Raw genomic sequence first — 21,905 nt, 5'->3', positions numbered from 1 at the left:
GTGGCAATCGGCCGATCACCACAGAGCAGTTCGCAGGGGCCCGACCAGGGCGCCTCGCGCCGACCCTCGCGTGCCCGGGGCATCCCGGAGGCGACCGTCGCCCGGCTCCCGCTCTACCTGCGGGCCCTCACCGCGCTCTCCGAGCGCTCGGTGCCGACCGTCTCCTCCGAGGAGCTGGCCGCCGCCGCCGGGGTCAACTCCGCCAAACTGCGCAAGGACTTCTCCTACCTCGGCTCGTACGGCACCCGTGGGGTCGGCTACGACGTCGAGTACCTCGTCTACCAGATCTCCCGCGAGCTGGGCCTGACCCAGGACTGGCCGGTCGTCATCGTCGGCATCGGGAACCTCGGGCACGCGCTGGCCAACTACGGGGGTTTCGCCTCCCGCGGTTTCCGGGTGGCCGCTCTGCTCGACGCGGACCCGGCCGTGGTCGGCGGCAGCGCCGCCGGCCTGCCGGTGCGGCACATGGACGAGCTGGAGGAGATCGTCGCCGGTCAGCACGTCTCGATCGGCGTGATCACCACCCCGCCCGGCGCCGCGCAGCAGGTCTGCGACCGCCTGGTGGAGGCCGGTGTGACCAGCATCCTGAACTTCGCGCCCACCGTGCTGTCGGTGCCGGACGGCGTGGACGTCCGCAAGGTCGACCTGTCGATAGAGCTGCAGATCCTCGCCTTCCACGAGCAGCGCAAGGCCGGCGAGGAGCCCGACCGGGGTGACTCGGTGCTCGACCGCGCCCCCGGCCCGGTCCGCGCCGCCGCCGCCAAGCTCCGCCGCGCCGCCGGCGGGGGCCCGGCCAAGCCCGACTCCGGCAAGGGCGGCAAGCCCGGCCAGGAGGGCGACCTCTCCGCGGTGATGCCCGCATGAGCGGCCATCGCGACCAGAACCACAGCGGCTGTACGGACAAGGGGCGGGCATGAGTCTTCTCGTCGTTGGACTGAGCCACCGCACCACCCCCGTCGGGGTGCTCGAGCGCGCCGCGCTGACCGGTGACACCCCGGCCCTGCTGCTGCGCGACGCCGCCGCGAACGAGACGGTCGGCGAGGTCGCCCTGGTCAACACCTGCAACCGGATCGAGCTCTACGCCGACGTGGACAAGTTCCACGCGGGCGTCGCCGAGCTCTCCCTGCTGCTCTCCCACCACAGCGGCGTGGACCTGGAGGAGCTCACCTCCCACCTGTACGTCCACTACGAGGACCGCGCCGTCCACCACATCTTCTCGGTGGCCTGCGGCCTGGACTCGATGGTGGTCGGCGAGGGCCAGATCCTCGGCCAGCTGCGCGACGCGCTGGCCCGGGCCCAGCAGGAGCACACCGCCGGGCGCGGCCTGAACGAGCTGTTCCAGACGGCGCTGCGGGTCGGCAAGCGGGCGCACAGCGAGACCGGGATCGACAAGGCCGGCCAGTCGCTGGTCACCTTCGGGCTCGACCAGATCGCCAGGACCACCGGTGACATCGCCGGCATGCGGGCCCTGGTGGTCGGCGCCGGCTCGATGAGCTCGCTGGCCGCCGCCACCCTGGTGCGCGCGGGCGTCGGCGAGCTCAGAATCGCCAACCGGACCAGGGCGCGGGCCGAGCGGCTGGCGGAGATCCTCGACGTCGCGCACGCGAGCGTGATCGACTTCGCGGAGGTGCCCAAGGCCCTGGGCGAGGTGGACCTGGTGATCTCCTGCACCGGCGCGGCCGGCGTGGTGATCACCGCCGAGGACGTCGCCGACGCGGCGGCGGCCCGCGAGGGCCTCACCCCGCTGGCCTTCCTCGACCTCGCGATGCCGCGCGATGTGGACCACGCCCTGCACGAGCTGCCCGGCGCGCTCCTGGTCGACCTGGAGAGCCTCTCCGAGGCCGACGCCGCCGCGCCCGGCGCGGGGGACGTGGACGCCGTCACCGGCATCGTCGCCGACGAGGTCACCGCCTTCGGCGCGGCCCAGCGGGCCGCCCGGATCGCGCCCACCGTCGTCGCGCTGCGCGCGATGGCCTCCGAGGTGGTGCTGAGCGAGCTCGGCCGCCTCAACACCCGGCTGCCCGACCTGGACGAGCGCACCCGCGCCGAGGTCTCGCAGACGGTCAAGCGCGTGGTCGACAAGCTGCTGCACGCCCCCACCGTGCGGGTCAAGCAGTTGGCCGCCGAGCCCGGCGGCGCCGGGTACGCCGACGCGCTGCGCGAGCTGTTCGACCTGGATCTCGCTGCGGTGCAGGCTGTCTCCGGCACCCCCATCGGCGCCCAGGCCGGACCCCCCACTCCCGTCACCGGCGGGAGCCCCAGATGAACCACCCGACAGACCCCCACGAGCACGACCGGGACGATCACCTGATGAATGGTCAAGAGTCAGCCGCGCCGCTGCGCCTCGGCACCCGCCGCAGCGCCCTCGCCATGGCGCAGTCGGGCATGGTCGCCCGCGAGGTCATCCGGGTGACCGGGCGGCCCGTCGAGCTGGTGGAGATCACCACCTACGGGGACACCTCCCGTGAGGCACTGGCCCAGATCGGCGGCACCGGCGTCTTCGTCTCCGCCCTGCGCGACGCACTGCTCGCGGGTGAGATCGACCTGGCCGTGCACTCCCTCAAGGACCTGCCCACCGCCGCCCCCGAGGGCCTGATCCTGGCCGCCGTGCCGGAGCGCGAGGACTCGCGCGACGCCCTGGTGGCCCGCGACGGGCTCACGCTCGAGGAGCTGGTGGAGAAGAGCCGCGCGGAAGGTACCGCCGGGCACACCGCCCGGATCGGCACCGGCTCCCCGCGCCGGATGGCCCAGCTCAACGCCTGGGCCGCCGAGCGCGGCGCGGCGCTGGAGACGGTGGCGATCCGCGGCAACGTGGACACCCGGATCGGCTACGTCGCCAAGGGCGAGCTGGACGCCGTGGTGCTCGCCACCGCCGGCCTCAACCGGCTCGGCCGCAGCACCGAGATCACCGAGCACCTGGACACCGAGCTGATGCTCCCGGCCCCCGGCCAGGGCGCGCTCGCCATCGAGTGCGTCTCCCCGGAGCTGGCCGCCGGGCTCTCGGCGCTCGACCACGCCCCCACCCGCGCCGCCGTCACGGCCGAGCGCGCCCTGCTGGCCGCCCTGGAGGCCGGCTGCTCCGCCCCCGTGGCCGCCCTCGCGGCCTGGGACGGCACCGAACTGCGGCTGGAGGGCGTGGTCGGCACCGTCGACGGCGCCACCCTGCTGAAGATGACCGCCACTGGCCCGCTGCTCCTCGACGAGACGGCCGAACGGCAGGCGACGGCCCTCGGCCACGCGCTCGCCGCCCGGCTGCTCGACGCGGGTGCGGCCACTCTCATGGGGGAGCGCGCCCGATGAGCCCCACCGCCGCCACCAGCCCGACCACCACGCCGGCCACCCCGGCAGGTCGCTGCACCTTCCTCGGAGCGGGCCCCGGCGACCCCGGACTGCTCACCCTGCGCGCGGTCGACGTGCTGGCCTCCGCCGACATCCTGATCGCCGACCCGCTCACCGCCGCCGCGGTGCGCACCCACTGCCCGGCGGGCATCCAGGTGCACACCCCGTGCGAGGAGGACGGCCTGGACGTGGCCAAGCTGGTCGCCGAGGCCGTCCGCTCGGGCAAGCACGTGGTCCGCACCGTCGACGGCGACCCGGGCCTCGACGGCTGCGCCGCCGAGGAGATGCTGCGCTGCGCCCAGGCCGAGATCCCCTTCGAGGTCGTCCCCGGCGTCGCCCAGTCCGTCGGCGTCCCGGCCTACGCCGGTGTCCCGCTGCGCGGCAGCCAGGGCGCGGACGTGCGCTTCGTGGACGGCGCGGCGCTGCTCGCGGGCGCCCTGCTCGACCTCGGCGCGCCGGAGACCACCCTGGTGGTCCGCACCACGCTTGGCCAGCTGCCCGCGACCGCCAACGCGCTGGTCGCCCAGGGCCGCAAGCCGGACGCCGCGCTCTGCGCGACCCTCTCCGGCACCACCACCCGCCAGCGGACCTTCACCGCCACCCTGTCGACCATCGCCGCCGACCTGAAGGCCGCCCGCGTGCTGCCCTCGCCGGTCTCGGCCCCGGTCGACCCCGCCACCTCGGTCATAGCCGTGGTCGGCGAGCAGGTCGCGCACCGGTCCTCGCACTCCTGGTTCGAGACCAAGCCGCTGTTCGGCTGGAACGTCCTCGTGCCCCGCACCAAGGAGCAGGCCCACGGCCTCTCCGACCAGCTGCGCGGCTACGGCGCCGTCCCGCAGGAGGTCCCGACCATCGCGGTCGAGCCGCCGCGCACCCCGCAGCAGATGGAGCGGGCGATCAAGGGCCTGGTGACCGGCCGCTACGAGTGGATCGCCTTCACCTCGGTCAACGCCGTGCGCGCCGTCCGGGAGAAGTTCGAGGAGTACGGGCTCGACGCCCGTGCCTTCGCCGGCATCAAGGTCGCCGCGGTCGGCGAGACCACCGCCCAGGCCCTGGTCGACTTCGGTGTGAAGCCCGACCTCGTCCCGAGCGGCGAGCAGTCGGCCGCCGGCCTCCTGGAGGACTGGCCGCCGTACGACCCGGTCTTCGACCCGATCGACCGCGTCCTGCTCCCCCGCGCCGACATCGCCACCGAGACCCTGGTGGCCGGCCTGGTCGAGCTCGGCTGGGAGGTGGACGACGTGACGGCCTACCGCACCGTCCGCGCCTCGCCGCCGCCGGCCGAGACCCGCGAGGCGATCAAGGGCGGTGGCTTCGACGCCGTCCTCTTCACCTCCTCCTCGACCGTCCGCAACCTGGTCGGCATCGCCGGCAAGCCGCACAACGTCACGATCATCGCCTGCATCGGCCCGGCCACGGCCAAGACGGCCGAGGAGCACGGCCTGCGGGTGGACGTGATGGCGCCCGCGCCTTCCGCGGCCGCTCTCGCCCAGGCGCTGGCGGAGTTCGGCGCGGGCCGCCGCGACACCGCCGTCGCGGCGGGCGAGCCGGTGTACCGTCCGAGTGAGCGGCGGCCGGGGAGCCGCAGGAAAGCTCGCTAGTCAGTTGCACCACCCAGGGGCGCGAGGAACTGCGCGACCAGGCACTCACGAAGGTGCACGGTTGCGCGCGCACGCAGTGAATCAAGCACAGCCTCGCGCCCCTGCTCTGGTTGCTGTAAGAGGAGAAAGTGATGCCCGCTGAGTTCCCCCATGTGCGGCCGCGCCGTCTGCGGCAGAGCCCCGCGATGCGGCGTCTCGTCGCGCAGACGCGGCTCCACCCGGCCGAGCTGATCCTCCCGGCGTTCGTCCGGGAGGGGATCACCGAGCCCCGCGAGATCGGCTCGATGCCGGGAGTCGTCCAGCACACCCGCGACACCCTCCGCCGCGCCGCGGTCGAGGCCGCCGAGGCCGGCCTCGGCGGGATCATGCTGTTCGGGGTGCCCGAGGTGCAGGACGCCGTCGGGAGCGAGGGCACCAACCCGGACGGGATCCTGCAGGTCGCGATCCGGGACGTGGTCTCCGAGGTCGGCGACGCCCTGGTGGTGATGTCCGACCTCTGCCTGGACGAGTACACCGACCACGGGCACTGCGGCGTGCTGGCCGAGGACGGCAGCGTGGACAACGACGCCACCCTGCAGCGGTACCGGGAGATGGCCCTGGTGCAGGCCGAGGCGGGCGTCCACCTGGTCGGCCCGTCCGGGATGATGGACGGTCAGATCGGCGTCATCCGCCGCGCGCTGGACGAGGCCGGCTTCCAGGACACCGGCATCCTGGCCTACACCGCCAAGTACGCCTCCGCCTTCTTCGGCCCGTTCCGCGAGGCCGTCGGCTCCTCGCTCAAGGGTGACCGCAAGTCGTACCAGCAGGACCCGGCCAACGCCAGGGAGTCGCTGCGCGAGCTGGAGCAGGACGTCGCCGAGGGCGCCGACCTGGTGATGGTGAAGCCGGCGATGGCCTACCTGGACATCCTGCGGCAGGTCGCCGACGCCTCCCCGGTGCCGGTGGCCGCGTACCAGGTCTCCGGCGAGTACGCGATGGTCGAGGCGGCCGCCGCCAACGGCTGGGTGGACCGCGAGCGGATGATCATGGAGACGCTCACCTCGATCCGCCGCGCGGGCGCCGAGCAGATCCTGACCTACTGGGCGGTCGAGGCCGCCCGGATGCTGACCGCCGGGATTCGCTGAGGGCCCCGTACGACGACAGGCCGGAGGCCGGGCTCCCCACAGCGGGGCCCGGCCTCCGGAGTTCTCGGTGAGGCTGCGTCAGCAGTCGTCCTCGCCGCCGCCACCCATGTCGCCGCCACCCATCATGCCGCCGTGGTGGTCGTGGATGATGGCGATGCCCTCCTGACCGCCGCCGATCGAGTGGTCGGTGGCCCAGCCGTGCTGCTCGCCCGCGGCGAAGACGTGGTCCGTCGCACCCCAGCCGTGCTGCTCGCCCGCGAGGAACGGGCACTCGGCCGTGGCGAAGAACTCGCCGCCGCCACCGGCGGCGACGTGGGCGTACGCGGGGGCCGAGACACCGGCCAGGGCCAGCGCGCCGACGGTGACGAGCAGGGCCTTGCCCAGCTTGCTCTTCATGGTCTGTCCTCTCTCGTGCAGCTCACCCGGCAGGGGTTCTGAGCTGCGGTGATAAGGCTGTGTGAGCAGGCTGTCACATCAGGTGACGGCCTGGCGGAGTGCCGCGCCGAGGCACCGGAGTGACGCCTCGGCCTGGACGGCGAAAGGCCGCAGGGCCCGGGGGGACGCTCCCCCGGGCCCTGCGGCTGGTGCTGCGGCAGATCAGCCGATCAGGTGGCTGACGCCACCGTCGCCCGAGGCCTGGGTGTTCTGGCCCACGTCGCAGATCTGCTTCGGCTGGTTGCTGAGGACGTTGGCCTCGACCGGCACCGCGACACCGATGAGCGCCGCAACAGCGATGTTGTGGACCTCGGGCAGGCAGATGTTCGGGTTGTCGAGGGTGTGGAAGTTCGGGCTGTGGCTGCCCTGGGTGCCGGTCGCGTTGGTGCCGCCGTTGCCCTGGGTGGACTGGGCGGAGCCGTCCGAGTCGACGATGGCCATCGCGGGGGAGGCGGCCATGGCCAGACCGGCAGCGGCAACGCCGAGAGTGGCGAGAGCCTTCTTGATCATTGTTCTGTCCTTTTCGGATCTTGGATGAGTGGAGCGGGGTGGTTCGAAGAGCGGGCCGGACTGGCGGTACGGCCGTTCTGGGGACCGACTGGTCAGCCGACCAGGTGGGAGACGCCGCCGTCGCCGCTGCCCTGGGTGCCCTCGCCGACCACGCAGGTCTGGTGGGGCTGGTTGCTCAGGGCGTTGACCTCGACCGGCACCGCGACACCGAGCACCGCGACACCGATGTTGTGGATCTCGGGGAGGCAGATGTTCGGGTTGTCGGCGAAGTGGAAGTTCGGGCTGTGGCTGCCCCAGGTGCCGGTCGCGTTGGTGCCGCCGTTGCCCTGCATCGAGCCGGCCGAACCGTCGTGGTCACCGATCGCGTTGGCGGGCGCAGCCGCGGCGGCCACGGCGGCGGCGACCAGACCGACGGTCGCGAAAGTCTTCTTGAGCATGGGGAGAACCTCTCTGAATTTCCGGCGAGCCGAGGGGCGGATTTCCCGACCCTGCCGCCGCCGTGGCTGCGACACCTCAATCAAAGAATGACCGCCGGGAAAGTTACGCGGATTTCCGGAGGACTCTTTCCGGATCACCCTTCGGCCCACTCGCCGGTCTGACTATTAGTCCGAACCGGTTAACCCTCGCAATCCGCCCGTGGCTGTCTCGTTGAGCGATTGATTGCGGCTCTCGCAGATCCCCAGCTACCGACAGACCGACAGACAGAACGGTGAATCGAATGAAGCTCTCCAAGCGGGCAGGTGCCCTGCTTCTCGCGGCCGGTGCCGGTGTCGTCGCCGCCCCCGGGCTGGCCGCCGCGGCGGACATGACGCCCGGTCAGGTCGCGGCGGTCGAGAAGGAGCTGTCCACCAGGGAGGTGCCGTTCGAGATCCCGCTGGGTGGCGCGACCGACAAGCTGGGGGTGCTGCCCGAGGGCGGGAAGATCTCCGGTGGCATCCCCACCTCGCTGGTCATGCCGCCGGTGCCGGAGGAGCACGCCAAGCACCAGCTCATCCCGGACCACGTGGTGCCGGCCGTCAACACCAGCCGGGTCGGCCCGTCCCTGGAGGCCGCGGTGCCGCTGCCCGCGGCCGACCGCAGCGCCGAGCTGGGCAAGCTGCTGCTGGACGCGCCCGCCGCGCCGCTGCACACCGCCGGCCCCGCCCTGACGATGGGCCAGCCGCTGTCCCTGGTGGACGGTCCGGACGGGCGGCAGGACGGCGACATCGCCTTCGGCGACCTCAACCCGCAGGTGATCACGGCTCCGGTCCAGGCCGTGCCCGGCGCCCAGGCCACCCTGGGCAGCCCGGACAAGCACATCTCGGTGACCGGTGCGATGGAGGACCTGGCCGCCACCGCCACCGGCACCACGGCCGAGGTGCTCAACGCCACGGACTGACCGCCCGGCGCGGCTGGGGCCCGGCACCGTCTCCCCTGGTGCCGGGCCCCGCGTACGCCCTGGGGCGGTTCAGCCCGGCAGCAGGCCGAGCGCCGGGCCGACGCCGACCAGGTCCTTGGCGCCGCCGCCGTTGCTGAGCGGGCCGGTGACGGTCTCGGTGCTGACCGGGGCGAGACCCTGGTCGGGCTTGACCGCGACGACGTTGTTGAGCATGTCGGCGGAGGACTGGGCGAACGGGTCGAGCCGGAGCGACTTGGCGGGCGCGAAGGCGTACCCGAGGGCGCTCGTGGTGCCGTGCAGGCCGGCCGCGAGGTCGGTCTTGGACAGGTGCGCCGAGGGCGTCGGCAGTTCGGGCTGGTCGGCGGCCTCGGCGGCCGGTGCGGCGGCCGTGCCGAGCAGCAGGGCCGCGCCGACGGCGGCCAGGCCCAGCCCGCTGGTCCTACGGGTCATCAGAAATCCTTCCGGGGGCGGTGGTCGGTCGGAAGCCGAACTGCCCCCCGGCCTGGGGTGGCCGAGGGGCAGTGGGTCACGCGGGGGCGTACTCAGCAGTCGTCGTCGTTGCCGGCGTCGACGTTCGCGCAGGAGTTGCCGAAGGCCGGGTTGAGCAGGCCGATCACGTTGACGCTGTTGCCGCAGAGGTTGACCGGGATGTGCACCGGAACCTGGACGCTGTTGCCCGAGATGACACCGGGGGAGCCCGCGGTGACGCCCTCGGCCTCGGCGGAGGCGAGCGCGGTGCCCGCACCGGCCAGCACGAGGCCGGCGGCGGCGGCGGAGATGACGGCGGTCTTCTTCACGTTCTGCATGGGAGTGGTTCTCCTAGTTGATGGTGCGGAGAGCGGTGCCCCGCCGGAGCGGGGCACCGTCGAGTGGGGGCTCGGTCAGCCGACGTTGGCGCAGGAGTTGCCGAACGCCGGGTTCAGCAGGCCGATCACGCTGACGGTGTTGCCGCAGACGTTGAGCGGGATGTGCACCGGGACCTGGATGCTGTTACCCGAGAGCACGCCGGGGGAGTTGGCCGTGACGGCCTCGGCCTCGGAGGAGGCGGTGGCCGCGGCGGCCGAGCCGAGCACCAGGCCGGCGGCGGCGATCGAGAGGACGGCAGCCTTCTTGAAGTTGCGCATGGTGTTTCTTCCTTCGCTCTGTTGCCCGGCCGTCACCGGTCGGGTGCCGGGCGCGGCGGTGGCCGTCGCCCGATGTACTGGGGGCATCTGCTCAGCTCGCCCGAGGGGCGGCCGTCGGCACGCCAGGGTCAGTAGACGTTGGCGCAGGAGTTGCCGAAGGCCGGGTTCAGCACGCCGATCACGTCGACCGTGTTGCCACACAGGTTGACCGGGATGTCCACCGGGACCTGGATGCTGTTGCCGGAGCCGACGCCCGGGGAGTTCACCGTGGCGGCCTCGGCCGACGCGCCATGGGCGTGGGCCGAAGCGGCAGCGGCGCCGCCGAGCAGCAGGGCCGCGGTGGCCGCGGAGCCGAACGCACCGTAGGCGAGCTTGCGCATGATGCCTTCTCATTTCTGGGGTTGGGTGAAGCCTGTTTCGCCAGGAAGAACGACGCAGTGCCCGAGGGGAAACGGGTGCCTTTCGTGATCACCCGAATGCCGTTGATTGCTACCTGCGGGTGAATGTCCCCTGCGGGGCACAACTGTTGGAGCCGGCTCCCGTTGAGGATGGCGCACGTCCGTTTCCACCCCCCTGACTACTCACTGGAGATCAAATGAGCATCAAGAAGGCCGCCGCTGTCGGCGCCGCCGTCGCCGGTCTGGTCGCCGCCGGGGCGGGCTCCGCCGTGGCCAGCTCCGAGGCCGAGGCCGTCACCGCCAACTCCCCCGGTGTGATCTCCGGCAACAACGTCCAGGTTCCGATTCACATCCCGGTCAACCTGTGCGGCAACAGCGTCAGCGTGATCGGCGCCCTGAACCCGGCGTTCGGCAACTCCTGCGCCAACGTCGGCTGACCTCACGCCGCTTCGAGGCCGCCGCCCCCAACTCGGGGCGGCGGCCTTCGCGTTGTCCCGAACTGCTCGCTGTCACAACTCTTGTTGCATTACTTGTCAGTACCTAGCATGTGAGCCTGGCTCATCTTTGTAGCGGTTCCCCCCACCCCAGCAAGGAGTCACGCGTGATCAGGTCGAAGCCCCGCGCGCTGCTCACCGCAGCCGGACTGATAGCCGCCTTCGCTCTCTCGACCATCCCCAACTCGGTTGCCGCGCATGCGGATTCGCTGCGCGACGGCCGCCCGGCCGCGATCGTGGCGCTCGGTGACAGCGCCATCTCCGGCGAGGGCGCCGGCACCGACACCAGCGACGCTTACCAGGCCGGTACCGACACCCCCACCAACTACTGCCACCGGCACGACAGGTCGGAGATCTACGTCACCGGCCTGCCGGGCGTCACCCCGGTCGACCTGGCCTGTTCCGGGGCCCAGACCGGTGACCTGGTCAGCGACCCCGAGCTGGCGAAGATCACCGGCGGCGGCAGCGGCGACTTCGGCGAGCCCAAGCAGGACGTCAAACTCGCCCAGACCGCCGCCCAGTACAACGTGAAGATGGTGGTCGTCACGATCGGCGCCAACGACGACTTCGACTTCAGCGGGATCATGCTCAGCTGCCTCGCGCAGTACTTCCCGATCCCGCAGTCCCAGGGCTGCCGCGACACCATCGGCAGCGACTCGATCCGCCAGCGGGCCGTGAAGGTGGTCCCCAAGGTGGTCGCCGCCCTCACCGACGTGCGCAACACGATGCGCACCGCCGGGTACGACGACTCCTCCTACCAGCTGGTGTTCCAGTCCTACTTCACCCCGATCACCCCGGACATCCGGCGCAACGACTACATCGGCAAGATCGCCGACGGCTGCCCGGCCTTCCCCGAGGACTTGGCCTGGGGCCACAACTGGGTGGTGCCGCAGCTGAGCGACGCGCTGCGGACGGCCGCCTCGCAGGTGCCCGGGGTGCGCTACCTCGACCAGCGCCGGGTCAGCTACGGCCACGAGGTCTGCGCGGAGTGGACCAGCTCGCCGTACGAGTACACCAACGGCGACGTGATCGACACCTCGGAGAAGACCCGCAACGGCTGTGACTCGCAGATCTCCATCCCCGGCGTCTGCATGAACATGGTGCGGCAGTCCTACCACCTGCGGGTCGCGGGCTACCACGGCGAGGGCGGCTGCCTGGCGCAGTTCTACCAGCAGCCGGACCAGAAGGAGGCGTTCTGCACCCTGAACCAGCAGGACGGCACCTCCATCGAACCGCTCACCCCCGGCCAGCCCTTCCCGGACAGGCCGGAGGACGGTGCCTGGTACCAGCTGACCAACCTGGCCACCGGCAAGGCGCTCGACCTCACGGGCGGCGGCACCTACGGTGACAGCACCAACGGCCGGGCCGCGATCACGTACCCGGCGACCGGCGGGCTGAACCAGTCCTTCGTCCTGGAGGCCAAGGCCGGCGGCAGCTACGAGCTGGACTTCAGCGGCAACCGGAACATGTGCCTGGACGCCACCGGCGCCTCCACCGCCCCCGGCACCCGGCTCGAGCAGTGGGGCTGCAACGGCGGCGGCAACCAGCACTGGGTCTTCAAGCAGACCGCCACCGGCGTCTACGAGCTGGCCGACTCGCAGGACCAGTCCAAGGTGGCCACCGCGGGCCCGGCGGCCGACGCCCAGGGCAACCCGCTGGTCGCACTGGCCGCCGACTCCGGCTCCAGCGCCCAGCAGTGGCAGCTGACCAAGCTCGGCATCGTGTACCTGCACGGCTGAGTGTCATGACGGCGGGGCCGGCGGCCGGAGTCTCAGCCGTCGGCCCCGATCCGTGCGGCCAGCTCGGCCGGGAGCGGGTAGGGCCGCTCGGCCGGGAGCAGCGCCGCGTCCCGCTCCAGCCGGACGCGCTCGGCCAGCGCGCTGACGTCCTCGATCCGCTCGATCCACTCGTCCAGGTAGCGCTCGACCGCCTCGCCGCGCAGGCCCAGTTGGAGCGATCGGCAGCGCTGCGGCTGCAGGGCGAGGTTGCGCTCAGGGTCCCACTGGACCCGGGCGGGAGCCCGCCGTACGGCCCGCCGCCACTCCTGCCGGGAGCGGTGCAGCTCGGCTTCGTAGCCGCTCAACTCGGCCTGGCCGAGTGCCCATTCGAAACCCTGGCGGCGGATGGTCACCGCCAGCACCCGCTCCTGGCCGGCGCTGCGGCCCCAGTCGCTGCGGTACATCATCCAGAGGAACGAGGGCTTGATCCAGGTCATCCGCTCCCGGTTGAACGCGGCGGGGAAGCTGCCGAGCTCGGCCGCCGGGCCGGCGATCTCGGGGGAGAAGGCCTGGTAGACCGTGATCGTCCGCTCGTCGTGAGCGGCGCGGATCTGGCGTACGGGTCTGGGCATACCGCTCATCCTGCCGCAGCGGCCCGCTCGGACAACAAGTTTTTCAGGCGTGGGACGGACGGCATCCGGCTGGTGGACAGTTCGGCGGCGAAGGCCCCTTGTCGCGCAGGATCGAGCCCGTGGCGCGGCCGCCGGCCGCCGTGAGCGATCGGGGCAGGGCATGGGCGGTGCGGGGAGCTTCCCGGGCGGTATCGACGGCGCACTGCTGGCCGAGGCCGCCGAGCGGTACGGGACCCCGGCCTGGGTCTACGACGCCGGGGCGATCCGGGCGCAGATCGAGAAGCTGCGCGGCTTCGACGTGATCCGCTTCGCCCAGAAGGCCTGCTCCAACGTGCACATCCTGCGGCTGATGCGTGCGCAGGGCGTGCACGTGGACGCCGTCTCGCTCGGCGAGATCGAGCGCGCGCTGACCGCCGGGTACCGCCCCGAGGGCGAGGACGAGCCGCTGGTGCTCACCGCCGACCTGCTCGACCGGCCGACCCTGCGCCGGGTGGTCGAGCTGGGCGTCCCGGTCAACGCCGGCTCCCCGCAGATGCTCGATCAGCTCGGGCAGGCCTCCCCGGGCCACAAGGTCTGGATCCGGATCAACCCCGGCTTCGGCCACGGTCACAGCCGCAAGACCAACACCGGCGGCGAGCACAGCAAGCACGGCATCTGGCACGAGCACCTGGCCGAGGCGCTCGACCTGGTCACCGCGCACCGGCTGGACCTGGTCGGCTTCCACATGCACATCGGCTCGGGCGTCGACTACGGCCACCTGGAGGCCGTCTGCGAGACCATGCTCAAGCAGGCCCGGCTCAGCGGCCACGACCTGCGGGCGATCTCGGCCGGCGGCGGGCTCTCGGTGCCGTACGCCCCCGGGGAGCCGGAGGTGGACACCGAGCGGTACTACCGGATCTGGGACGCCGCCCGCCGGGAGCTGGCGGCCGAACTCGGCCACCCCGTACGGCTGGAGATCGAGCCCGGGCGGTTCCTGGTGGCGAACGCCGGGGTGCTGGTCTCGGAGGTCCGGGCCCAGAAGCCGGTCGGCAGCAACCACTTCGTGCTGGTGGATGCCGGCTTCAACGACCTGATGCGGCCCGCGATGTACGGCAGCCGGCACCGGGTCACGCTGCTCGGCCGGGCCGGGGAGCCGCTGGCCGGCGGGCCGCGCGACACCGTGCTGGCCGGCCCGCTGTGCGAGTCGGGCGACGTCTTCACGCAGGAGGCGGGCGGCGAGGTGGTGTCCGTGCCGCTGCCGGCCTGCGGGATCGGCGACCTCGCGGTCTTCCACGACACCGGGGCCTACGGCGCCAGCATGTCCTCCACCTACAACTCCCGGCCGCTGATCCCCGAGGTGCTGGTGGACGGCGGCCGCACCCGGCTGATCCGCCGCCGCCAGAGCATCGGAGAACTCCTGGCGCTGGAGGCCGATTTGGCATCGTGACAGTTTCCTGCCACGGCGAGGGTCCGCCTGGCACCGGGGCTGTCTCATCGAACGATCAACTGACAGGCTGACCGGCGGTCAGCTGAGAGTTCGATGAGAACCCCAGGAGGAATCCTTGTCCCGTACCAGGACCGTGGCGATGGCGGCGGCGACCGCTCTGATACTCGTCCCCGGTGTGGCCGTGTCGGCCTCGGCGGCGCCCGTGGACCCCGACGCCGTGGCCGAGGCCAAGGTCGCACCGGTCGACTGGCAGCCGTGCAACCCCTTCCCCGCCAAGCCCGACCCGAAGACCTTCGACTGCGCGACCTACCAGGTGCCGCTCGACTACGCGCACCCGAAGGGCCCGACGATCGGCATCGCGATGCTGCGCCACCGGGCCAACAACCCGGCCCAGCGCATCGGTTCGCTCTTCCTCAACCCGGGCGGCCCGGGCGGCAGCGGCTACCTGTGGGCCTCCACCACCCGCTTCGAGCAGAGCGTGCAGGACCGCTTCGACCTGGTCGGCTTCGACCCGCGCGGGGTCTCCCGCAGCAACCCGCTGCAGTGCTTCACCACCCAGGAGGACGCGGACGCCGTCGGCAACCGGATGACCGGTGTGCCCGTCACGCAGACCGAGATCTCCGACACGCTGGCCGCGATGAAGGACTACACCGCCGCCTGCGGCAAGAACGCGGGCGCGCTGCTGCCGCACATGTCCACCATCAACGTGGTGCGCGACCTGGACCGGATGCGGCAGGCCGTCGGTGACAAGCAGTTGAACTTCGTCGGCTTCTCCTACGGCACGCTGATCGGCTCGACCTACGCCAACATGTACCCGAAGAAGGTCCGGGCGGTCATCATCGACGGCAACGTCGACCCGAACCTGCGGCTGCACAACGGCCTGGAGTACGACCGCGAGCGCGCCTCCGGCTTCGAGATCGCGCTGGACGAGTACCTCAAGCGCTGCCAGGCCGCGGGCGCGCCGCGCTGCGCCTTCGGCGACGGTGACACCCGGGCGAAGTTCGACGCCCTGCGGGATCACCTGCGCACCAGCCCGGTGACCCTGCCGGACGGCTCGACCGTCACCCTGAGCACCTTCACCGGCCAGGTCGCCAGTGCGCTCTACTCGCAGTCCAAGCTGGCCCCGCTGGCCAAGTCGCTGCAGGCGCTCGACACCGCCGTCAAGGCCGGTGCGCACCCCTCGCTCGCGCCGTCGGCGTCGGTCGCGGACGCGAGCGCCCTGGCACAGCCCGCCCCGGCGGCGCTGCGCGAGGCCCTGCCGGAGACCGCGTACACCGCCGACGACTCGTACTACGGCGTCAACTGCCTGGACAAGCCGTACCCGTCCAACCCCAAGGTCTTCGCGAACGTCGCGGGCGCCTGGGAGAAGGACGCGCCGACCTTCGGGCGGTACCAGGCCTTCGACGCGCCGCCGTGCGCGACCTGGCCGTCCCGGGCCAAGGACGTGGAGCGCTTCTCCGGCCCGTGGAACCGGAAGACCGCCAACCCGGTGATGGTGATCGGCAACCTCTACGACCCGGCCACCCAGTACAAGTTCGCCCGGAACATGCAGCGCGAGCTGGGCAACTCCGTGCTGGTCAGCGTCGACATGATCCAGCACTGCGCGATCGGCAGCAGCAAGGTGCTGAACGGCATGGTCAGCTCGTACCTGGTCGACGGCAAGGTGCCCGCCGCGGGCCAGCTGCTCAAGCCCGACGCGGACGCCTTCCCGGCCGTCTGAGGGCCCGCTGCTGACGTGTGGTCCGGACGGTGGTAGGTATGGGCGGGTGCGCTTCGACCTCGTTCCCATGCCGCCCACCGTCCAGGACCGACCGCGGGACGATCGCGGGTACCCCGTACCCGCGATCACCCCGTGGGAGGACGGCGAACCCCGGTTCGCGCGGACCGACCACGGCCGCAGCGCCGAGTGCGCGCGCGAGCGGCTGTGCTCGGTCTGCCGGAAGTTGATGCCGCGCGGGCCGGTGTGGCGGGTGGTCGGGGCCGCCGAGAGCGCGGCGATCGGCGAGGCGCTGGCCGCCGGGCGGCCGTACCGCAACCTCGCCCCGACCCTGGAGGCCCCCGGCCACCGGGCCTGCATGCTGTACGCCTCGATGGTCTGCCCCTACCTGGCCCGGCCCAACGCCCGCCGCGGCCTCACCGCCGAGCAGCCGGACGAGCTGACCGAGCACGTGGTCCGCGGCGCCGCCCGGGGCGCGCTCGGCGCGGTGGTCGGCTTCGCGGACTACGAGTTCGCGGTGACGTCGAGTCAGGTGCTGTTCCGCTTCCTCGACCTGGTCGAGTACCTGCCCCACGACACCGCGGACACCCACCTCGAGGAGCTGCGGGCGGAGCTCGCCCGCAGCTGATCAGCCCTGGTTCCGGTAGGCCGGCAGGCCGTGGTCGGTGGAGACCAGGACGGGCGCGGCGGAGCCGTGCGCGGGGAGGGTGACGATGCCGTCCGGCGTGCGGGCGGCGATGGTGCGGCCGTCGGCGGACCAGGCCGGCTCGGTGTAGTCGGTGGTGGCGTGCGGGGTCAGGTCCCGCGCGGCGGGCAGCGGGTAGGTGACGCTGTCGAGGGCGAACAGGTGGTCGTGCCCGTCCACCGAGCGGACGAAGACGATCTCGTGACCGTCGGGCGAGAGCGCCGGCTCGGAGCCCTTGGTCACCGGGCCGCCCTGCTGCCGCAGGTTCTCGTCCCGGACGAAGACCTCGCCGGTCCCGCTGTTCGCGTAGACGGCGGAGCCCTGCCCGCCGGCGCCGGACGGCCAGAGGTTGCCGGTCTCCGGGTTCGGCTGCACGTTGTCGTCGGAGTAGGTGCCCAGGCGCAGCGGCTCCGGGGTGCCGCCGGTGGCGGCCACCTTCTCCAGCCGGGTGACCCCGCCCTTGGCGGCGACGAAGAACAGGTTGTCCTTGGCGCGGAAGTAGCCCTGCGGCGAGGCCGCCGCGACCTGCCAGGCCGGGTGGGACCAGGTCTCGCCCGCCGGGTGCTTGGCGACGACGACCTTGTCGCTGCCGTCCGGACGGGAGACCACCAGGTCACCCGCGCCGTTGACGAAGGCGGCCCGGTGACCGTCCGGGGACCACGCCAGGTCGCGGACCTCGGTGCCGAAGTCGACCCGGCCGCCGTTCACCACCACGTACCGCGAGCCGTCGCTGATGGTCAGGCCGCCCAGGGCCGCGCCGGTGGGCAGCTCGGGCTTCGGCGCCTGCCGGGCCGGCGTGGTGTCGGCGGCCGGGCGGGTGGTGGGGGTGGCCGGCGCGGCGGCGCTCGGGCGGGCCGCGGCCGGGGCGGCGGGGGCCGCGCTCTGCGGGGCGGAGCCGGCGGCGGCGTTGGCCGAGGAGCTGCCGGCGGGGGCGGCGGACGGGTCGCAGGCGGTCAGCATCAGGGCGGCGCCGCTGGTGACGGCGACGGTGAAGGCGATGGCGGCGGAGCGGCGGCGGGCGCGAGCGGACATGAGTGTTCCCCCCAAGGAACTGGCATGCGGTCAGGTGGATTGCGCCAGAGCCTTGCTCCCCCCGGTGGGCCCTGCGGCCCGCTGGTGCTCGGTGTCCTCTGTGCGACATGAGAAGTGTGCAGCTTGGTACGTCCCCGAAGGGTCCTTCTCCTGTCACAGCCGTGCAACTGAGCCGGCACCCCCGCGACTGTCAACCGATGGTTGACAGTCGCGGGGGTGTCAACCTAAGGTTGACGCATGGCGAATCCGACTTCTCCGCTCCAGCTGACGCCTTCCGTACGGCTCGACGATCTGATCGATGCCATCAAGAAGGTCCACTCCGACGCCCTCGAGCAGCTCTCCGACGCCGTGATCGCGGCCGACCACCTCGGCGAGGTGGCGGACCACCTGATCGGCCACTTCGTGGACCAGGCCCGCCGCTCCGGCGCCTCCTGGACCGACATCGGCCGCAGCATGGGGGTGACCAGGCAGGCCGCCCAGAAGCGGTTCGTCCCCAAGGGCGAGCCGGGCGAGCTCGACCCCGCCCAGGGCTTCGGCCGCTTCACCCCGCGCGCCCGCAACGTGGTGACGGCCGCGCACAACGAGGCCCAGGCCGCCCGCAGCCCGGAGATCGGCCCCGAGCACCTGGCGCTCGGCCTGCTCGCCGAGCCCGAAGGGCTTGCCGTGCTGGCGGTGCAGGCCCAGGGCGTCACCCCGGCGGCGCTGCGCGAGGCCGTCGCCGCCGCGCTCCCGGCCGCCGCCGAGGGCGAGCTGCCCGAGCTCATCCCGTACGACGCGCGGGCGCGCAAGGCGCTCGAACTGACCATGCGGGAGGCCCTGCGGCTCGGCCACAACTACGTGGGCACCGAGCACATCCTGCTCGCCCTGCTCGAACAGGAGGCGGGCACCGGCCCGTTGGCCACCGCCGGGCTCGAAAAGCCCGCCGTGGAGGCCTTCGTCGCCCAGACCCTCGCCGCCCTGAAGGCCGGCTCGGAGAGCTGACCTCGCATAATGGCCACCGGCCCGGGAGTGCCCGGGCCGGTGGCCGTGTTCGGCGTTCAGGGGGAGCAGATGCAGCACTTCGTCCGGCCCGAAGGGGCCTCGCCGGTCAACGGCTACAGCCACGCCGTGCTCTTCTCCGGCCCGATGGTCGCCGTCTCGGGCCAGGTGCCGGTGGACGCGGCCGGGCAGCTGGTGGGGGAGGGCGACGCCGAGGCCCAGCTCCGCCAGGTCTACGCGAACCTGGCCACCGCGCTCGCGGCGGCGGGCACCGACCTCGCCCACGTGGTCAAGCTGACCGTCTTCCTGACCGACCTGGCGGACCTGCCCGCCTTCCGCAAGGTCCGCGACGAGCACCAGGACGCCGAACGGCCCCCGGCCTGCTCGCTGGTGCAGGTCGGGGGCCTGGTCCACCCGCTCTGGCGGGTGGAGATCGACGCCCTCGCGGTGCTCCCCGCGTAGCGGCGAGGCTCAGGCGGCTGCCGGGAACCCGTGGAGCCGGTAGGCGAGCAGGGTGAGCTGGACCTGGCCGGTGGCGCCGGTCTTGGCGCGGATCCGGCGCAGGTAGGTGTCCACGGTGTGCGGGCTGAGTCGCAGGTCGCGGGCGATGGCGGCGTAGGTGGCACCGCGGGCGAGCAGGGCGAGCACCTCCGACTCGCGGCGGCTGAGGGTCGATTCGGTCCTGGAGGCAGCGGGGCCGGCGGCGTTCGGGGTCACGGTCGGGCTCCTTCGGGGGTCGGACGGCCGGGGTGTGCGGGTCAGGAGAGGGGCTTGCACTGCGGGGTCTCGCAGGCACCGCCCCAGGAGGTGTCACCGTCCATCAGGACGATGGCGGGATGCGCCACCGTGTCGTCTGCGACGATCCGTGCCACCGCCGGAGCGGCCGGGGCGGTGGGCGCCAGGCAACCGAACAGGGCGGCGGCGAGGGTGGCGATGACGAGCGTGCGCTTCATGGGTGAACCTTCCGGGTGACACGCCGGACGAGGCGGGCCGGGCAGACAGGTGACGACCTTGGGGGCATCCCCGGGGGCAGCCGGTGACATGTCCCTAGCATGGGCAATAGGAGGCCCGGATTCCATCAAGTGGCCACCTCACCAATTGCGCTGGCAGCAACCTGAGCGAGGGACGTAACGGACATGTCGGTACCGCCTTTGGCCCTCGCGGCCCCCGATCCGGTCGATGCCGCCGCCTACGCCTGGGTGCTGGCGCACGGCCGGCTCGACCCCGACGCGCTCGCGGAACACCTCGCCTCGATCGGGCTCGCCCCGGCCGCCGCCGCCCCGGCGTTGGCCCGGCTGGCCGGCTGGGGCCTGGTGCACTCCGACCCGCAGGACCCGGCCCGGGGCCGCGCGGTCGGGCCCTCGGTCGCCGTCGACCTGCTCACCGGCCCGATCGAGGCGCAGATAGCCAGCTGTCAGCAGCAGTTGGCCGAGGGGAAGGCCCGGCTGGCCAGCTTCCTCCCGTACTACCTCGACGGCGACCGGCAGCCGTCCGGAGACGGCTGCCGGATCATCGCCACCCTCCCCGAAGTCCGGGCCGCCCTCGACCGCGCCTCCGACGAGTGCCGCAGCGAGGTGCTGGCCAGTCAGCCAGGCGGGGGTGCCCGGGTGCCCGAGGCCATGCAGGAAGCGCTGCGCCGCGACCGCGCGCTGCTGGCCCGGGGGGTCAGGATGCGCACCCTCTACCACCACACCGCCCGCTTCAACGGCCCCAGCCAGGCGTACGTGGAGGCCGCCGCCGAGCTCGGTGCCGAATACCGCACCCTGCACGAACTCTTCGGCCGGCTGATCGTCTTCGACCGCCGCCGGGCCTTCGTCCCGCTCCGCGACGGCTCCATGGGCGCGGTGGTGGTCACCGAGGAGTCGCTGGTGGCGTACCTCTGCGAGATTTTCGACCAGGCCTGGGCGGTGGCCCGTCCGTTCGTGACGGCGGCCGAGGAAGGCCTCGGGCAGGTCGCCCAGGAGATCGACCGCACCATCCTGCGGCTGCTGGCCGGCGGCCTCAAGGACGAGACGATCGCCCGCCGGGTCGGCCTCTCGCTGCGTACGGCCCGGCGTCACATCGCCGACATCATGGAGCAGCTGGGCGCCGAGAGCCGCTTCCAGGCCGGTGTCGCCGCCGCCCGCGCGGGGCTGCTCGACGACTGACCGACGCCCCGCTCCTGGCCCGGCGGACCTGGCCTGTGCACAGGTCCAGGCATTCCTGGACCGGAATCCCGTGACTTTCCCAAGTCCAGCCGTCTGCCGCAGCATTGAGCCATCGCCGAAGGGGCGAGCGGCCCGAACAGGCCGGATGGAGCGGAGACGAGGTGGTACAGGTGCAGTGGGAGCAACCTCCGGTCGACGCTGGTGCCGCCGACAACCACCTCGCCGAGTTGGCCGCCTTCGTCAAGGCCCAACTGGGGCGCGGTCCAGCCGTCCTGTGGACGGAGTACGAGCCGCCGGCCCGTACCCTCCGGGGGCTGATGCATACGCCTGAACAGGCCGCCGCCGAGGTGGCCGCCGCCCTGGGGTCTCTGCTCGGCCGGGCTTCGGACGCCCTGCCGGTCCCCGTCCGGGATCTCCGGCGGGCCTCCGGGCGGGCGGCCCTTCCGGCCCTTCCGGCCGATCCGGCTCGGCCGGGAATCGAGGGCGATCTGCTCCTGCTCCAGTGCCGCAGGGCCAGCGACCTGCTGATCCACCCCGCCGTCGGTGCGGCCACTGCCGCCGCCGCTCGACGGGCGGCCTCGCGCCTCCGGCTGCGCGGCGGGCAGTCCCTGCTCCTGCCGCCCGGCTGGAGCTGCACCCTGGACGGCCGCCCGGCCGTCCACCCCCTGGTGCTGAGCCTGCCCCCGACGGGCACGCCAACCACCTGACCCACCCCTGATCTCCGGGCACCCGGCCTGCTTCCTGCGGCCGGGCCCCGGCAGCGGCGCCACCACTTTTGCGCCGCCAACTCTCCACATCACCACCCTAGTTCGGCACATCCATCACCAGAAGGAGATCATCATGAACTTCGAGACCCCGGCCAAGTTCGCCGCCCTCACCCGCCAGGCCGCCCTCTCCGTCGCTGTCGCCGCCGCCATCGGTGGCGCGGTGTTCGCGCCCTCCGCCCAGGCGATGGCCGCCACGCCGGCCGCCGTCACCGCCGGCCACGTGACCACGGACTCCTGCGGCGAGTGCCACCCGGACGTGATCTGACCGCAGCCCCGCAGCTCGACCCCTCGCTCGACCCACCTCAACCAGAAGGAGATCATCATGAACTTCGAGACCCCGGCCAAGTTCGCCGCCCTCACCCGCCAGGCCGCCCTCTCCGTCGCTGTCGCCGCCGCCATC

27 protein-coding genes are annotated in these 21,905 nt (G+C 72.6%); 16 read left to right on the top strand and 11 right to left on the bottom strand.

The annotated features are described in order from the left end of the window. The 5 genes from ABT095_RS28095 (at position 1) to hemB (ending at position 6,064) form a co-directional block, all read left to right on the top strand. A complete protein-coding gene (locus tag ABT095_RS28095) occupies positions 1 to 864 on the top strand; it encodes a redox-sensing transcriptional repressor Rex (RefSeq protein ID WP_350532328.1) in 864 nt (287 codons plus the stop codon). 49 nt (positions 865 to 913) lie between these two features. Then, entirely contained in the window at positions 914 to 2,266 is a 1,353-nt protein-coding gene (locus ABT095_RS28090; RefSeq protein ID WP_350532327.1) for a glutamyl-tRNA reductase, read from the top strand. A gap of 44 nt (positions 2,267 to 2,310) precedes the next feature. After that, positions 2,311 to 3,300, top strand: a complete 990-nt coding sequence (gene hemC / locus ABT095_RS28085; RefSeq protein WP_350532326.1) for a hydroxymethylbilane synthase — start codon at positions 2,311 to 2,313, stop codon at positions 3,298 to 3,300. Then, complete coding sequence (locus ABT095_RS28080) at positions 3,297 to 4,940, top strand: bifunctional uroporphyrinogen-III C-methyltransferase/uroporphyrinogen-III synthase (RefSeq protein WP_350532325.1); 1,644 nt, start codon at positions 3,297 to 3,299, stop codon at positions 4,938 to 4,940. Before hemC ends, ABT095_RS28080 begins: the two co-directional genes overlap by 4 nt. A 131-nt stretch (positions 4,941 to 5,071) precedes the next feature. Next, a complete protein-coding gene (gene hemB / locus ABT095_RS28075) occupies positions 5,072 to 6,064 on the top strand; it encodes a porphobilinogen synthase (RefSeq protein ID WP_350532324.1) in 993 nt (330 codons plus the stop codon). 78 nt (positions 6,065 to 6,142) lie between these two features. Here the strand turns inward: hemB and ABT095_RS28070 are convergent, their stop codons facing one another. From ABT095_RS28070 to ABT095_RS28060, 3 genes are all read right to left on the bottom strand, one after another. Beyond that, positions 6,143 to 6,460 carry a hypothetical protein gene (locus tag ABT095_RS28070; RefSeq protein WP_350532323.1) on the bottom strand — a complete coding sequence of 106 codons (318 nt, stop codon included), beginning with the start codon at positions 6,458 to 6,460 and terminating at the stop codon, positions 6,143 to 6,145. 201 nt (positions 6,461 to 6,661) lie between these two features. Continuing rightward, complete coding sequence (locus ABT095_RS28065) at positions 6,662 to 7,009, bottom strand: rodlet layer protein (RefSeq protein ID WP_350532322.1); 348 nt, start codon at positions 7,007 to 7,009, stop codon at positions 6,662 to 6,664. 92 nt (positions 7,010 to 7,101) lie between these two features. After that, the gene (locus ABT095_RS28060; RefSeq protein ID WP_350532321.1) at positions 7,102 to 7,446 is read right to left on the bottom strand and encodes a rodlet layer protein; all 345 of its coding nucleotides are present in this window, start codon (positions 7,444 to 7,446) and stop codon (positions 7,102 to 7,104) included. Between the two features lie 281 nt (positions 7,447 to 7,727). Here ABT095_RS28060 and ABT095_RS28055 point away from each other — a divergent pair, with 281 nt between their 5' ends. Further along, entirely contained in the window at positions 7,728 to 8,387 is a 660-nt protein-coding gene (locus tag ABT095_RS28055) for a hypothetical protein (RefSeq protein WP_350532320.1), read from the top strand. Between the two features lie 69 nt (positions 8,388 to 8,456). Here ABT095_RS28055 and ABT095_RS28050 read toward each other — a convergent pair whose 3' ends face one another. The 4 genes from ABT095_RS28050 to ABT095_RS28035 form a co-directional block, all read right to left on the bottom strand. Continuing rightward, complete coding sequence (locus ABT095_RS28050; RefSeq protein ID WP_350532319.1) at positions 8,457 to 8,837, bottom strand: hypothetical protein; 381 nt, start codon at positions 8,835 to 8,837, stop codon at positions 8,457 to 8,459. 92 nt (positions 8,838 to 8,929) lie between these two features. Continuing rightward, positions 8,930 to 9,193 (bottom strand): chaplin, encoded by a 264-nt coding sequence (locus ABT095_RS28045; protein WP_350532318.1) that lies wholly within the window; start codon positions 9,191 to 9,193, stop codon positions 8,930 to 8,932. A 75-nt stretch (positions 9,194 to 9,268) separates the two neighbouring features. Beyond that, positions 9,269 to 9,511 (bottom strand): chaplin, encoded by a 243-nt coding sequence (locus ABT095_RS28040; protein WP_350532317.1) that lies wholly within the window; start codon positions 9,509 to 9,511, stop codon positions 9,269 to 9,271. A gap of 128 nt (positions 9,512 to 9,639) precedes the next feature. After that, the gene (locus tag ABT095_RS28035; protein WP_350532316.1) at positions 9,640 to 9,891 is read right to left on the bottom strand and encodes a chaplin; all 252 of its coding nucleotides are present in this window, start codon (positions 9,889 to 9,891) and stop codon (positions 9,640 to 9,642) included. Positions 9,892 to 10,106: 215 nt separating this feature from the next. On the opposite strand from ABT095_RS28035, the gene ABT095_RS28030 reads away from it, so the two are divergent. Further along, positions 10,107 to 10,346 carry a chaplin gene (locus tag ABT095_RS28030; RefSeq protein WP_350532315.1) on the top strand — a complete coding sequence of 80 codons (240 nt, stop codon included), beginning with the start codon at positions 10,107 to 10,109 and terminating at the stop codon, positions 10,344 to 10,346. Between the two features lie 164 nt (positions 10,347 to 10,510). Further along, positions 10,511 to 12,142, top strand: coding sequence for an RICIN domain-containing protein (locus tag ABT095_RS28025; protein WP_350532314.1), 1,632 nt, complete (start codon positions 10,511 to 10,513; stop codon positions 12,140 to 12,142). Positions 12,143 to 12,174: 32 nt separating this feature from the next. On the opposite strand, the gene ABT095_RS28020 is transcribed toward ABT095_RS28025, so the two are convergent. Further along, positions 12,175 to 12,753, bottom strand: a complete 579-nt coding sequence (locus ABT095_RS28020) for a DUF4291 domain-containing protein (RefSeq protein ID WP_350532313.1) — start codon at positions 12,751 to 12,753, stop codon at positions 12,175 to 12,177. A 160-nt stretch (positions 12,754 to 12,913) separates the two neighbouring features. On the opposite strand from ABT095_RS28020, the gene lysA reads away from it, so the two are divergent. The 3 genes from lysA to ABT095_RS28005 all read left to right on the top strand — a co-directional run bounded on the left by lysA (position 12,914) and on the right by ABT095_RS28005 (position 16,524). After that, a complete protein-coding gene (gene lysA, locus ABT095_RS28015; RefSeq protein ID WP_350532312.1) occupies positions 12,914 to 14,179 on the top strand; it encodes a diaminopimelate decarboxylase in 1,266 nt (421 codons plus the stop codon). 115 nt (positions 14,180 to 14,294) lie between these two features. Continuing rightward, a complete protein-coding gene (locus tag ABT095_RS28010) occupies positions 14,295 to 15,899 on the top strand; it encodes an alpha/beta hydrolase (protein WP_350532311.1) in 1,605 nt (534 codons plus the stop codon). 46 nt (positions 15,900 to 15,945) lie between these two features. Then, entirely contained in the window at positions 15,946 to 16,524 is a 579-nt protein-coding gene (locus ABT095_RS28005; RefSeq protein WP_350532310.1) for a hypothetical protein, read from the top strand. On the opposite strand, the gene ABT095_RS28000 is transcribed toward ABT095_RS28005, so the two are convergent. Next, complete coding sequence (locus tag ABT095_RS28000) at positions 16,525 to 17,613, bottom strand: TolB family protein (RefSeq protein ID WP_350532309.1); 1,089 nt, start codon at positions 17,611 to 17,613, stop codon at positions 16,525 to 16,527. Between the two features lie 237 nt (positions 17,614 to 17,850). On the opposite strand from ABT095_RS28000, the gene ABT095_RS27995 reads away from it, so the two are divergent. Continuing rightward, the gene (locus ABT095_RS27995) at positions 17,851 to 18,594 is read left to right on the top strand and encodes a Clp protease N-terminal domain-containing protein (protein ID WP_350532308.1); all 744 of its coding nucleotides are present in this window, start codon (positions 17,851 to 17,853) and stop codon (positions 18,592 to 18,594) included. A gap of 69 nt (positions 18,595 to 18,663) precedes the next feature. Beyond that, entirely contained in the window at positions 18,664 to 19,053 is a 390-nt protein-coding gene (locus ABT095_RS27990; RefSeq protein WP_350532307.1) for a RidA family protein, read from the top strand. Positions 19,054 to 19,062: 9 nt separating this feature from the next. Here the strand turns inward: ABT095_RS27990 and ABT095_RS27985 are convergent, their stop codons facing one another. Then, complete coding sequence (locus ABT095_RS27985; protein ID WP_350532306.1) at positions 19,063 to 19,308, bottom strand: response regulator transcription factor; 246 nt, start codon at positions 19,306 to 19,308, stop codon at positions 19,063 to 19,065. 41 nt (positions 19,309 to 19,349) lie between these two features. Continuing rightward, positions 19,350 to 19,544 carry a hypothetical protein gene (locus tag ABT095_RS27980; protein WP_350532305.1) on the bottom strand — a complete coding sequence of 65 codons (195 nt, stop codon included), beginning with the start codon at positions 19,542 to 19,544 and terminating at the stop codon, positions 19,350 to 19,352. 183 nt (positions 19,545 to 19,727) lie between these two features. Between ABT095_RS27980 and ABT095_RS27975 the strand changes: the two genes are divergently transcribed. The 3 genes from ABT095_RS27975 to ABT095_RS27965 all read left to right on the top strand — a co-directional run bounded on the left by ABT095_RS27975 (position 19,728) and on the right by ABT095_RS27965 (position 21,770). Further along, positions 19,728 to 20,738, top strand: a complete 1,011-nt coding sequence (locus tag ABT095_RS27975; RefSeq protein WP_350532304.1) for a LuxR C-terminal-related transcriptional regulator — start codon at positions 19,728 to 19,730, stop codon at positions 20,736 to 20,738. Positions 20,739 to 20,908: 170 nt separating this feature from the next. Further along, positions 20,909 to 21,445 carry a hypothetical protein gene (locus tag ABT095_RS27970; protein WP_350532303.1) on the top strand — a complete coding sequence of 179 codons (537 nt, stop codon included), beginning with the start codon at positions 20,909 to 20,911 and terminating at the stop codon, positions 21,443 to 21,445. 133 nt (positions 21,446 to 21,578) lie between these two features. Next, the gene (locus tag ABT095_RS27965) at positions 21,579 to 21,770 is read left to right on the top strand and encodes a hypothetical protein (RefSeq protein ID WP_350532302.1); all 192 of its coding nucleotides are present in this window, start codon (positions 21,579 to 21,581) and stop codon (positions 21,768 to 21,770) included. The last annotated feature ends 135 nt before the right edge of the window (positions 21,771 to 21,905 follow it).

Source organism: Kitasatospora sp. NPDC002227 (genome assembly GCF_040296285.1).
In the GTDB taxonomy this organism is placed as follows: domain Bacteria; phylum Actinomycetota; class Actinomycetes; order Streptomycetales; family Streptomycetaceae; genus Kitasatospora.
This window is presented reverse-complemented; position numbering and strand designations above follow the sequence as displayed.

Bases quoted from the DNA above. Each gene is read 5' to 3' on its own strand.
- ABT095_RS27965 (WP_350532302.1), top strand. From the start codon at position 21,579: ATGAACTTCGAGACCCCGGCCAAGTTCGCCGCCCTCACCCGCCAGGCC.
- ABT095_RS27975 (WP_350532304.1), top strand. From the start codon at position 19,728: ATGTCGGTACCGCCTTTGGCCCTCGCGGCCCCCGATCCGGTCGATGCC.
- ABT095_RS28045 (WP_350532318.1), bottom strand. From the start codon at position 9,193: ATGCAGAACGTGAAGAAGACCGCCGTCATCTCCGCCGCCGCCGCCGGC.
- ABT095_RS28020 (WP_350532313.1), bottom strand. From the start codon at position 12,753: ATGCCCAGACCCGTACGCCAGATCCGCGCCGCTCACGACGAGCGGACG.
- ABT095_RS28080 (WP_350532325.1), top strand. From the start codon at position 3,297: ATGAGCCCCACCGCCGCCACCAGCCCGACCACCACGCCGGCCACCCCG.
- ABT095_RS28030 (WP_350532315.1), top strand. From the start codon at position 10,107: ATGAGCATCAAGAAGGCCGCCGCTGTCGGCGCCGCCGTCGCCGGTCTG.
- ABT095_RS28000 (WP_350532309.1), bottom strand. From the start codon at position 17,613: ATGTCCGCTCGCGCCCGCCGCCGCTCCGCCGCCATCGCCTTCACCGTC.
- lysA (WP_350532312.1), top strand. From the start codon at position 12,914: ATGGGCGGTGCGGGGAGCTTCCCGGGCGGTATCGACGGCGCACTGCTG.
- ABT095_RS28035 (WP_350532316.1), bottom strand. From the start codon at position 9,891: ATGCGCAAGCTCGCCTACGGTGCGTTCGGCTCCGCGGCCACCGCGGCC.
- ABT095_RS28065 (WP_350532322.1), bottom strand. From the start codon at position 7,009: ATGATCAAGAAGGCTCTCGCCACTCTCGGCGTTGCCGCTGCCGGTCTG.
- ABT095_RS27990 (WP_350532307.1), top strand. From the start codon at position 18,664: ATGCAGCACTTCGTCCGGCCCGAAGGGGCCTCGCCGGTCAACGGCTAC.
- ABT095_RS28055 (WP_350532320.1), top strand. From the start codon at position 7,728: ATGAAGCTCTCCAAGCGGGCAGGTGCCCTGCTTCTCGCGGCCGGTGCC.
- ABT095_RS27995 (WP_350532308.1), top strand. From the start codon at position 17,851: ATGGCGAATCCGACTTCTCCGCTCCAGCTGACGCCTTCCGTACGGCTC.
- ABT095_RS28050 (WP_350532319.1), bottom strand. From the start codon at position 8,837: ATGACCCGTAGGACCAGCGGGCTGGGCCTGGCCGCCGTCGGCGCGGCC.
- hemC (WP_350532326.1), top strand. From the start codon at position 2,311: ATGAATGGTCAAGAGTCAGCCGCGCCGCTGCGCCTCGGCACCCGCCGC.
- hemB (WP_350532324.1), top strand. From the start codon at position 5,072: ATGCCCGCTGAGTTCCCCCATGTGCGGCCGCGCCGTCTGCGGCAGAGC.
- ABT095_RS27980 (WP_350532305.1), bottom strand. From the start codon at position 19,544: ATGAAGCGCACGCTCGTCATCGCCACCCTCGCCGCCGCCCTGTTCGGT.
- ABT095_RS28070 (WP_350532323.1), bottom strand. From the start codon at position 6,460: ATGAAGAGCAAGCTGGGCAAGGCCCTGCTCGTCACCGTCGGCGCGCTG.
- ABT095_RS28060 (WP_350532321.1), bottom strand. From the start codon at position 7,446: ATGCTCAAGAAGACTTTCGCGACCGTCGGTCTGGTCGCCGCCGCCGTG.
- ABT095_RS28090 (WP_350532327.1), top strand. From the start codon at position 914: ATGAGTCTTCTCGTCGTTGGACTGAGCCACCGCACCACCCCCGTCGGG.
- ABT095_RS28040 (WP_350532317.1), bottom strand. From the start codon at position 9,511: ATGCGCAACTTCAAGAAGGCTGCCGTCCTCTCGATCGCCGCCGCCGGC.